This window comes from Burkholderia sp. LMG 13014, from assembly GCF_905232215.1.
GTDB lineage: Bacteria > Pseudomonadota > Gammaproteobacteria > Burkholderiales > Burkholderiaceae > Burkholderia.
Genome location: NZ_CAJNKE010000198.1, coordinates 1 through 9,830 on the forward strand (window position 1 = coordinate 1; position 9,830 = coordinate 9,830).

The window sequence follows — 9,830 nt, forward strand, 5'->3', positions numbered from 1 at the left end:
TGCGCGCGCGCAGCCGCTGCATCACGTTCTCGAGCACGCGCCGCGCGGCCTCTTCCGCGCCGTGCGCCCAGACCCACTGGTAATAGGCCGGCGAAGGCATGCCCGACGCGTAGCCCGCAAATGCGTCGAGCCGTTTGAACGTGTAAGGCACGAGATAGGAACCGTAGCGGACGCTGCGCGCGGCCCCGTCGGCGGTATTCGCATCCGTCCCGGGCACGCAGGCGCCATCCGCCTGCCCATCGAGCACGGTGCAGGCGCCGCCATCGAGCGCGCCGGGTTCGGGCGTATCGGGCAACGCGACCGGCAGCGTGTGCCAGAGTCGCGCCAGCGCCGGCGCGTGATAGCCGCCGCAGACCACCAGCACATCGTCCGCGCGCCCGCCGGCTTCGGCGACGGCCCACGCGATCCAGCGCGCCATCATCCGTTCGCGTGCCTGGTTGCCGAGCGAGCCCGGATCGTCGTCGCGCAGATGCGAGAAGTAGGTCGACAGGCGCTGCGCGAGCTCGTCCAGCGCGTCCGGCGTCTCGCCGACGTTCTCGAACAGGTGGTCCCAGAGTGCATCGCGGCCCTGCACGGCAAGCGTGTCCGCCAGCGCGCGCTCGTAGGCGTCGGCGCGTGCCTCGTGTTCGGCGTCCGCGACATCGGCATAGCGGTTCTCCAGCTGCGAGAACGCCGCGTGCCACGCGGGCAGGTCGATGAAGCGAACCGTCGCGCCGACTTCGCGCCCTGCCTGCAAGGCCTGCCATTCCGGCGAATGCTCGGCGAACGGGGTCCACGAGCCGTAATGCACGGCATCGCCGGACAGATAGCTGTAGATCGCGATCGGCAGGCGGTGCGGAAGGTACAGTTCGTCGAGCCGGCCGTTGAAGTCGGCCGGCCCTTCGATCAGCACGTAGCGCGGCCGCCGCGCCCGGATGCGCTCGGCCACCAGCCGCGCGCAGGCGGGGCTGTGATGCCGGATGCCGACGATGTGCGGTTTGCTGGACGTCTCGGTCTGCATGCGGCGCCCGTCAGTCGACGTCAATGCATGCGGCACCGGTGATGGCGCCCGACCTGCCCTTGTCGCCATGCACGCCGACGCCGTGTGCATCGAATGCGTCGGGCGCAATCCGTCCCCGCCCCGGCATGCCGCCGCGATCGGTCACATTCATGTCGCGCGTCACGGCAGACGGTGGCGTGACGCGTAGTACGCGCGCCAGTGCGCCCCTTCGCGCCGCGCGGCCTTCTGTTCGAAGTAGCGGCGCAGCTTCGCGCGATCGTCGGCGTTGTCCTTGACGACGGTGCCCGCGATGCAGTCGACGAGATCCTGCGGCGATCCTTCGCGTTGCTCGAGGAACCAGGCGCGCACACCGACCGCATGCGCGACGTTCACCGCTTCGGCTGTCGACATCACCGCCGTCAACCGATCCATCGCGCCGTCGCTGCCCGTTGCGTCGCCGGTCCCGCCGCGCAGATCGCGGAACGTGGTGACCAGCAGTTCCAGCACCGGCTGCGGCACGGCCGCCGGAATGCCGCTGCCGGCCAGCAGGCGCGCGCTGGCTTCGCGCACGAGCGCGAGTTCGCTGTCGAAGTCGAGAATCGGAAACACGGTTTCGAAATCGAAGCGCCGCTTGAGCGCCGCGCTCATCTCGTTCACGCCACGGTCGCGCGTGTTCGCGGTCGCGATGATGTTGAAGCCCTCGCGCGCATACAGCATCCCGTGTTCGCCATGCAGTTCGGGCACCGCCATCACGCGATCCGACAGCATGCCGAGCAGGCAGTCCTGCACCTCCAGCGGCGCGCGCGTGATTTCCTCGAAACGCACGATCTTGCCGTCGTGCATGCCCTGGTACAGCGGTGCCGGCACGAGCGCGCGCGGGCTCGGCCCTTCGTTGATCAGCAACGCGTAGTTCCAGCCGTACTTGATCTGGTCTTCGGTGATCGATGCGCCGCCCTGGATCGTCAGCGTCGACGTGCCGCTGATCGCGGCCGCCAGCAGCTCGGACAGCATCGATTTCGCGGTGCCCGGTTCGCCGACCAGCATCAGCCCGCGGCCGGTGGCGAGCGTGACGAGCATGCGCTCGATGCTCGCAATCGGCGCGACGATCTTCGGCGCGATGCCGAGCGAGCGATCGCCGGCAATGAATGCACGTGCGGCCGTCAGGCTCAGTTGCCAGCCCGGCGGACGGGGTTGTGCGCCATCCTGCGCCTTCAGCTCGGCGAGCTGATCGGCATACAGGACTTCAGCGGGCGGACGCTGCAATGCATGCGGTTGAGACGGAGCCATGTCTGCTTCTTCTTGTCTTGTATTCGCGGTCGGGCTCGAATGCCCTCGGAGCGCGAATTATATCGCTGCGCGGCGACAAGGTCCGTCAACATGCATTTTGGCGATCGCGCGATTCGACCGCGGGCACGGGTTCGCGATGGAGCGGGTGCGACGAACACCGTAAAGGGCTGCTCGTCGCGCGTTCGACACCGCTCGTTCGTCACCGAAGGCCAGCGGCATCTCGTGTCTCACATCGATATCAACCCGCGATACCTGCCAGCCGACTGCGGATGATTTCCGTCGCCTCGCTCACGATGCGATCGACGAGCTCCTTCACGGTCGGAATATCGCGGATCAACCCGACGACCAGGCCGCACGACCAGGCGCCCGCGTCGAGCGCGCCTTCTTTCATGATGCGCGGGTACACGCCGGCGACCTCTTCGACGATATCGTCGAACCGGATGCTGGCGCCGAGCCTGCTTTCCTTTTCGAGGATGCGATCGACCGCGGCGTTGCGCAGCACGCGCTCGGTATTGCGCAACGGGCGCATGACCAGACGCGTGTCCAGTTCGCTGGCCGCGACCAGCGCCTGTTTCACGTTCTCGTGCACTGGCGCCTCGCGGGTGGCAATGAAGCGCGTGCCCATGTTGATGCCGTCCGCGCCCAGCGAAAGTGCCGCAACCAGCGACCGGCCATCCGCCATGCCGCCGGAGGCCACGAACGGGATCTTGAGCTCGTCGGCCGCGCGCGGCAGCAGGATGAAATTCGGAATGTCGTCCTCGCCCGGGTGGCCGCCGCATTCGAATCCGTCGACGCTGACCGCGTCGCAGCCAATCGACTCGGCCTTCAGCGCATGACGAACCGACGTGCACTTGTGGATCACCTTGACATGCGCCTCCTTGAGCGCGGCCAGGTAGGGCTGCGGGTTGTTGCCGGCCGTTTCGACGATCTTGACCCCGCCTTCGACGATCGCCCGGATATAGCCGGGATAGTCGGGGGACGTGACGGTCGGCAGGAAGGTGAGGTTCACGCCGAACGGCTTGTCGGTCATCTCGCGGCAACGCCGGATTTCGGCAGCCAGATCCGCCGGCGATCGCTGGGTCAGGCCGGTAATGATGCCGAGGCCGCCTGCGTTGGAGACGGCCGCCGCCAGCTCCGCGTACCCGACGTGGTGCATGCCGCCCTGGATGATCGGATAGTCGATGCCGAAGAGTTCGGTGATCCTGGTTTTCATGATGTTTTCGGTTCAGGTTGGGACGAAAGCGCCTTCGCATGCCGCGAACGCGTTGCGACTACGTGATGCGTCACTGCGCGGTTGAATCGCCGATGCGAAGCCAAAGGAAATCCATGCTGCCGGACAACGGGGGCGCCGGAGAAACCCGTGAGCCGGCCACATTTGCCTTCGTGCGGCCCGAGCATCACGCGACGCCGGCTCCCCTGCGCTGCCGACCACGTTGACGATCCAGCCGCCGCCCAGCATTGGCGCAAGGTGGACATGGACAGTTTCCTCGCAGTTCGAATTCCCGTACATTGGCTAAATTGACACATTAAGTGCGATATCCGACACACCATGCCCCGCGCCGCCATCCTTGCGTATGACGATTGCTACGCCTCCAGCCTGGGCGGGTTCGCCGACATCCTCCAGATTGCGAACTCGCATTTGCGGCGACAAAGGGGCGACGGCAATGCGCAGTTCGAATGGCGGTTTGTCTCTCCGACCGGCGAACCCGTCATGGCGAGCAACGGGCTACAGCTGAACACGGAGCCGATCCGGCCGCGCGAGCAGTTCGACCTGGTTTTCATTCCCAGCGCGCACTATGCGAGCGGCAAAGCCTTCGACCAGTTGCTGGCACGACAGTCTGCCGCATGCGACTGGCTGGTTTCGCAATGGAACGCGGGGGCCTACCTCGCGGCAAACTGCACCGGCACTTTCGTCCTGGCCAACACCGGCCTCCTGGACGGACGGCCCGCGACGACCACGTGGTGGCTCGCAGACCAGTTTCGCAGCCGGTTTCCCCGGGTCGACCTTCAACTGGAGCCTGTCGTCACCGAAGCGGACCGACTGATCTGTGCGGGCGCGTCAGCGTCCTATCTGCTCCAGACCATCCATGTCATCGAGCGTTTCGCCGGGGCCGTCATCGCCGCGCAGTGCGCCAAAACGATGCTGATCGACGTGAGCCAGACCAAGCAATCGCCGTACCTCCCGTTGCTGACGGACAAGACGCATGCCGATTCGCTGGTTCATCGCGCGCAGCATTGGCTGCAGAAACACATGACGAAGGACGTGAAGATGTCGGAGATGGCGCATGACCTCGGCGTGAGCGAGCGCACGATCATCCGCCGATTCCAGGCCGCGCTGAATCAGTCGCCCTTGCGGTATTTGCAGAGCCTGCGCATCGAAGCCGCGCGCGGTTTGCTGGAGGCCGGCGATCTCAGCCTCGAGCGGATCACGGCCCAGGTGGGATACAGCGATACGAGCTCTTTCTGCCGGCTGTTCAAGGAGAAGGTCGGCCTCAGCCCGGGGGCGTATCGTGATCGCTTTCGGCCCACGGCGGAATCGCAATAATGACCGGTCGATTGCGGACGGCCGCCTGCCGGTCACGCATCCGCGTCCCGTCGTCGCCCTTGCCGCCCTTCCCCCGGTCGCGGAATTCGTACGTAGAATCAGCGTGTTACCCGTTCACGACACGGTAAAAGACACGCTCCTCGGCCGCCGCCCCTGCTTCCATTCATCGACTCGGGCCGGGCATCGTACCCGCAGTTTCCGAGTCAGGCGAGGCGGTAAATTCTGTTCAAGACCGGGCCCGCGAGGCCCGACAGGATCGAGCGACACCCACCCCATCAACCGGAGGGCATCATGGCGATTCACGAAGTCTTTCCCTATTTGCGCGCCAGGCGCGCGGACGACGCCATCGCGTTCTATGCGAAGGCGTTCGGCGCGCAGGAGAAATTCCGTCTCGTCGAGCCGTCGGGACGCATCGGCCACGCGGAATTGCAGCTCGGGCCGTGCACGCTGATGATCTCGGACGAGTTCCCCGAATACGATATCCTTGCCCTCGAACCGGATGGCAAGGCGCCGATGTCGCTTCACCTGCATGTCGACGACGCCGACGCGACGATCGCCGCCGCGGTCGCGGCCGGCGCACAGCTGACACGCGCGATCCAGGACCAGTTCTACGGCGAGCGTTCCGGCAAGATTCGCGACCCGTTCGGATACGAATGGCTGATCGGGCATACGATCGAAGCGGTCGAGCCTGATGAAATGCAGCGGCGTTATACGGCGCTGCTGTCCGGCGACCAGCAGAAAACCTGAACGGCGCACCGCGCGCGCCGGTCGATCACTCCGACATTCGCGATGCACTATCACCCCGACGACATCTACCGGCTCTACCGGAGCGTACCGACGCTGTGGCTGAATCGTCCTGCTCCGGCCGAACAATTCCTGGCCGCCGCCGTCGAGACCGGGGCCGAACTCGGGCATGTACTGCGCGACTACCCGCAGGTCCGCTACCAGCCGCTCGACTTCCACTACCTGTGCCAGCAAAGCCTGTCCGTGCTGGACGACGCACTGCTGGCCGACCTCACGCGCGCCGAGGACCATGGATGGCGCGGCGCGCAGTGGGCCGCGCTGTTGATCGCGTTGTCGGGTGAAGCGCGCCATCTGCCGCACCTCGACGAAGTCAGGCGTCATCGCGGTGTCGAGTGGACGGCCGGGCTTGCGGATGCCGCCGTCCGTCCGGAAGCCTCGTCCGCCGATTTTCGCTGCGGCCGGCTGATCGTCGACCTCCGGAATCAGCTCGCCTCGCTGCCGCGTGTCGCCGTGCGCCTGCGAATGTCATCGCCGCCGGAAATCTTCGCGGCCACGGCAGCGGCAGTCCGAGCCGCGTATCGCCGTGGCGATGTCGCGACGGCGCTGGCGATCGCCCGCGACTAGACGCGCGGCGACCGGCCGGCCGTGTTCTTCACGGCTTACTCGACGTTGTCCGACACATCCGTCATGCGGATCATGTGCGGCCTCACGCCGTCGTCCATTGCCACCGCCTCCTTCGGATGGATCAGCGCCTCGAGCCGCGCCTTCGTCGCGATGAACTCGGGCGTATTGACCTGTGAATAGTCGCGTGGCCGTGGCACGGGCACCTCGATCAGTTCCTGCACCGCCCCGGGATTCGCCTTCAGCACGAGAATCCGGTCCGCCAGAAAGATCGCCTCGTCGAGATCGTGCGTGATGAACAGGATCGTCACGTCGATATTGCGCCAGATGTCGAGCAGATGCGTCTGCATCTTCGCCCGCGTCTGCGCGTCGAGCGCGCCGTATTGATCGTTCCCGACGTCATGTCACAGCGCCGGCACGCGCGTCGTCGCATCGAAATACCGGATCGTATCGGGCATGGCCTCGGGATCGCACCGTGCGCCCGAGTACATCGACAACCGTCCGCCGCGCCCGCCGCCTGCCCCTCCGGCAACCTCCGCCTCGCCGCGATTCCACACGATTTCGCAGAGGACCTTTCCTGTGCAACGCCTTAATCGACCGCCGCACGATCTCCAATAATGCCCGCTCGATCCGCCGGCCACGGGGCCGGGAAAACGATAAAAACTCCTATGCATTCCTACAAGATGAACAAGCACGCCAGCACTCGACTCGCGGGGACCGCCATTGCCACGTGTCTGACCGCTCTCGCGTCGGGCGGTGTACACGCACAGAGCAGCGTGACGCTGTACGGCCTGATCGATACGTCGATCACCTACGCGACGAACCAGCGCACGCACGGCGCCGGCTCGCCCGGCAGCGGCACCGTCGCGATGACGAGCGGTGCGCTGAACGCGTCGCGCTGGGGGCTGCGCGGCCGCGAGGATCTCGGCGGCGGGATGGCCGCGGTCTTCACGCTCGAGAACGGCTTCTCGGGCACCACCGGCGCGCTGTCGCAGAAAGGCGTCGACATGTTCGGCCGCCAGGCATGGATCGGCCTGAGTTCGAAGACGGCCGGCACGCTCACGTTCGGCCGCCAGTACGACCTGATCCTCGATTTCGTGACGCCGCTCGGCGCGTCCGGCCCCGGCTGGGGCGGCAACCTTGCGGTTCATCCGTACGACAACGACGATTCGAACCGCAACCTTCGGATCAATCAAGCGGTGAAGTACACGAGCCCGACGTACCGGGGGCTGACGTTCGGCGCAATGTACGGGTTCTCGAACACGGCCGGCCAGTTCTCCAACAACGCGGCGTGGAGCGCGGGCGTGTCGTATGCGAACGGGCCGCTGAAGCTCGGCGCCGGCTACCTGAAGATCAGCCGCGACCGCAATGCGCCGAACCCGAACGGTGCGCTCAGCACGGTCGACGGTTCCGCGACGATCACGGGCGGCAACCAGCAGATCTGGGCCGCGGCCGGTCGCTATGCATTCGGGCCGCATTCGGTCGGCGCCGCGTGGTCGCACTCGACCACCGACGGCGTGACGGGCGTCCTCCAGGGCGGCAGCATCGCACCGCTGAAGGGTGAATCGCTGGTGTTCGACAACTTCACGGTCGACGGGCACTTCTTCGTCACGCGTGCGTTGAGCCTCTCGGCCGCGTACACATACACGATGGGCCGCTTCGACACGCGCACCGGGCAGACGCGCCCGAAATGGAACCAGGTCGTCGCGCAAGCCGACTATGCGCTGTCGAAGCGCACGGACGCGTATCTCGAAGGCGTCTACCAGAGCGTGAGCGGCGGCAATGGCCATCCCGCGTTCAATGCGACCGTCTGGACGCTGACGCCGTCGGCGAACAGCAACCAGGTCGTCGTCGCACTGGGGCTGCGGCACAAGTTCTGACGACGCGGCGCGAAGCGACACAGCGCAACGCTGCTGCGCCGACCGCATAAGGCATCGGCTCCAGCACCGCCTGGTCGTCATGCCCCGAGCCGAAAAGGCCGCGCCCGTGCGCGGCCTTTTCGCTGTGGCATCGCCCGGCGCGACAGCAAGAATGCCGCCCGGCCTGTCGCATCGGCGCAAAAAAATGCGGAGAAACTGGTCACGCTGTGACATTTTTCCTAATCTGTTTGCAGCGACGCCGTGATTTGGCGTTCCGGTCGCGACACTCTTTCATATGGCGCACCACCGGCTTACGAACATGATTCACGTCGTGGGGGCCGGACCTTTCGCGCTGTCGAGGCCGGATACGGACGTGCCGATCGCACGCCCCACGCGTTCAACGCAGTCAACCGCAGGAGACGAACGATGAGCAAAACGAACCGATTTGCGGTGTTGGCAACCGTCGTACTGCTGGCCGGTTGCCACCACGCGGCGAAGACGCCCGAGAATGCCGGCATGGCGCCGACGCCCTCGAGCGAAGCCGTCGCAACGGTGACGGCCGACGAGCTCAATAATCCGAACAGCCCGCTCGCGAAGCGCAGCATCTACTTCGATTTCGACCAATACTCCGTCAAGCCCGAATACCAGTCGCTGCTGCAGGCGCATGCCGACTATCTGCGCAGCCATCCGGCACGGCACGTGCTGATCCAGGGCAACACCGACGAACGCGGCACGTCCGAATACAACCTCGCGCTCGGCCAACGCCGGTCGCAGGCCGTGATGAGCGGGCTCGAAACGCTCGGCGTGCCGGCCACGCAACTCGAGGCCGTCAGCCTCGGCAAGGAAAAGCCGGTTGCGCTCGGCCACGACGAGGATTCCTGGGCACAGAACCGCCGCGCCGATCTCGTCTATCGTTGATCGCGGGCCGCCGTGACGGCGGTAATCGATTCAGGAACAGTATGGCAGCCCGCAGGCCGCGGAAGCGGCCGCGCGGTGCATGCACGCCACCGACGATGCCGCGCCGTTCCTCGTTCAACGCCGACGTTCGAGCCGGCGATGCAGCCAGTGCGACATCACGGCCGACGCCACGATCGCATTGACCGTGGCGGCCGCTGTCAAGGTGCCGAACTTGTCGGTCTTCGCCAGGCCATTCACGATTCCGACGAAGCCGAGCGCCGCGCCAGCACCGACGACCGTCCCCGTCAGCACGAACCAGCGCCGCCGGATTCGCGTGCCGATCGCGCCCATGATGCCGCCTGCCACGGCCGCCGGCAGGAAAAAGCCAAGCAGGAACGACCCGAAGAAGATGATCGGCACCATGCCGGCGGCGACATTCAGTCGCTCCCACGACGGGCCGTCGAACAACGACCACATGATCAGCGTTACGGCCGGCCAGGCCAGCGATGTGACCAGCGGGCAGCCGATCGCAAACGACACGCAGCCGAGCGCAACGGAATGGGACGGACGCGACGTCGGACATTCAACGGTGGCTCTCATGTTCATGTTTTTGTAGTCGGAATCGGAATGGCGGCGTACCGGAGTGTATCAAGGCGCGGTGCGGTGGCTCCGATCCGGCCCCGTCGCATTCGACGATCCGCAATACACATGGAATAAACGGCCCGCCCGAAACGTTTCTTCTGCGCGCAGACGCGCGGTTCACGCGAACCGGCCTTTCCCGCGGCCTGCGCGTGGCAAGGAGGTGGAAATGAAATCGGCAACGTTGGCCGCGGCGCTGATCGCGGCGCTGATGCTCGTGCTGTCGGCCGGATGTACGTCGTCTGGTGGCGGCGCTCCG

General features: G+C 66.0%; 10 protein-coding genes and 1 pseudogene. 5 read left to right on the forward strand and 6 right to left on the reverse strand.

Annotated elements, in window-relative coordinates; translation table 11 throughout:
• The 4 genes from JYJ84_RS19555 to JYJ84_RS19570 form a co-directional block, all read right to left on the reverse strand.
• The coding region (locus JYJ84_RS19555; protein WP_240201879.1) for a DUF5682 family protein at positions 1-1,000 on the reverse strand (1,000 nt) is incomplete at its 3' end.
• Positions 1,001-1,010: 10 nt separating this feature from the next.
• On the reverse strand, positions 1,011-1,151 hold the full coding sequence (locus JYJ84_RS19560) for a hypothetical protein (RefSeq protein ID WP_175219489.1): 141 nt from the start codon (positions 1,149-1,151) through the stop codon (positions 1,011-1,013).
• An 8-nt stretch (positions 1,152-1,159) separates the two neighbouring features.
• Positions 1,160-2,266: an AAA family ATPase gene (locus JYJ84_RS19565; RefSeq protein ID WP_175219491.1), complete on the reverse strand. Its 1,107-nt coding sequence runs from the start codon at positions 2,264-2,266 to the stop codon at positions 1,160-1,162.
• 238 nt (positions 2,267-2,504) lie between these two features.
• Complete coding sequence (locus JYJ84_RS19570; RefSeq protein ID WP_175219493.1) at positions 2,505-3,479, reverse strand: nitronate monooxygenase family protein; 975 nt, start codon at positions 3,477-3,479, stop codon at positions 2,505-2,507.
• 336 nt (positions 3,480-3,815) lie between these two features.
• Here JYJ84_RS19570 and JYJ84_RS19575 point away from each other — a divergent pair, with 336 nt between their 5' ends.
• From JYJ84_RS19575 to JYJ84_RS19585, 3 genes are all read left to right on the forward strand, one after another.
• Entirely contained in the window at positions 3,816-4,811 is a 996-nt protein-coding gene (locus JYJ84_RS19575) for a GlxA family transcriptional regulator (RefSeq protein ID WP_175219495.1), read from the forward strand.
• Between the two features lie 291 nt (positions 4,812-5,102).
• Positions 5,103-5,558 carry a VOC family protein gene (locus JYJ84_RS19580; RefSeq protein WP_175219497.1) on the forward strand — a complete coding sequence of 152 codons (456 nt, stop codon included), beginning with the start codon at positions 5,103-5,105 and terminating at the stop codon, positions 5,556-5,558.
• Between the two features lie 42 nt (positions 5,559-5,600).
• Complete coding sequence (locus JYJ84_RS19585) at positions 5,601-6,179, forward strand: hypothetical protein (protein WP_175219499.1); 579 nt, start codon at positions 5,601-5,603, stop codon at positions 6,177-6,179.
• A 35-nt stretch (positions 6,180-6,214) separates the two neighbouring features.
• On the opposite strand, the pseudogene JYJ84_RS19590 reads toward JYJ84_RS19585, so the two are convergent.
• Positions 6,215-6,568: pseudogene (locus tag JYJ84_RS19590) on the reverse strand (ABC transporter ATP-binding protein); the annotation flags it as partial.
• A 276-nt stretch (positions 6,569-6,844) separates the two neighbouring features.
• Between JYJ84_RS19590 and JYJ84_RS19595 the strand changes: the two are divergent.
• Positions 6,845-8,056, forward strand: a complete 1,212-nt coding sequence (locus JYJ84_RS19595; RefSeq protein ID WP_374102114.1) for a porin — start codon at positions 6,845-6,847, stop codon at positions 8,054-8,056.
• A gap of 405 nt (positions 8,057-8,461) precedes the next feature.
• The gene (gene pal / locus JYJ84_RS19600; RefSeq protein ID WP_085037565.1) at positions 8,462-8,953 is read left to right on the forward strand and encodes a peptidoglycan-associated lipoprotein Pal; all 492 of its coding nucleotides are present in this window, start codon (positions 8,462-8,464) and stop codon (positions 8,951-8,953) included.
• A gap of 114 nt (positions 8,954-9,067) precedes the next feature.
• Here pal and JYJ84_RS19605 read toward each other — a convergent pair whose 3' ends face one another.
• On the reverse strand, positions 9,068-9,532 hold the full coding sequence (locus JYJ84_RS19605) for a hypothetical protein (protein ID WP_175219501.1): 465 nt from the start codon (positions 9,530-9,532) through the stop codon (positions 9,068-9,070).
• Between the last annotated feature and the right edge of the window lie 298 nt (positions 9,533-9,830).

Bases quoted from the DNA above. Each gene is read 5' to 3' on its own strand.
- JYJ84_RS19580 (WP_175219497.1), top strand. From the start codon at position 5,103: ATGGCGATTCACGAAGTCTTTCCCTATTTGCGCGCCAGGCGCGCGGAC.
- pal (WP_085037565.1), top strand. From the start codon at position 8,462: ATGAGCAAAACGAACCGATTTGCGGTGTTGGCAACCGTCGTACTGCTG.
- JYJ84_RS19570 (WP_175219493.1), bottom strand. From the start codon at position 3,479: ATGAAAACCAGGATCACCGAACTCTTCGGCATCGACTATCCGATCATC.
- JYJ84_RS19565 (WP_175219491.1), bottom strand. From the start codon at position 2,266: ATGGCTCCGTCTCAACCGCATGCATTGCAGCGTCCGCCCGCTGAAGTC.
- JYJ84_RS19560 (WP_175219489.1), bottom strand. From the start codon at position 1,151: ATGAATGTGACCGATCGCGGCGGCATGCCGGGGCGGGGACGGATTGCG.
- JYJ84_RS19585 (WP_175219499.1), top strand. From the start codon at position 5,601: ATGCACTATCACCCCGACGACATCTACCGGCTCTACCGGAGCGTACCG.
- JYJ84_RS19595 (WP_374102114.1), top strand. From the start codon at position 6,845: ATGCATTCCTACAAGATGAACAAGCACGCCAGCACTCGACTCGCGGGG.
- JYJ84_RS19605 (WP_175219501.1), bottom strand. From the start codon at position 9,532: ATGAGAGCCACCGTTGAATGTCCGACGTCGCGTCCGTCCCATTCCGTT.
- JYJ84_RS19575 (WP_175219495.1), top strand. From the start codon at position 3,816: ATGCCCCGCGCCGCCATCCTTGCGTATGACGATTGCTACGCCTCCAGC.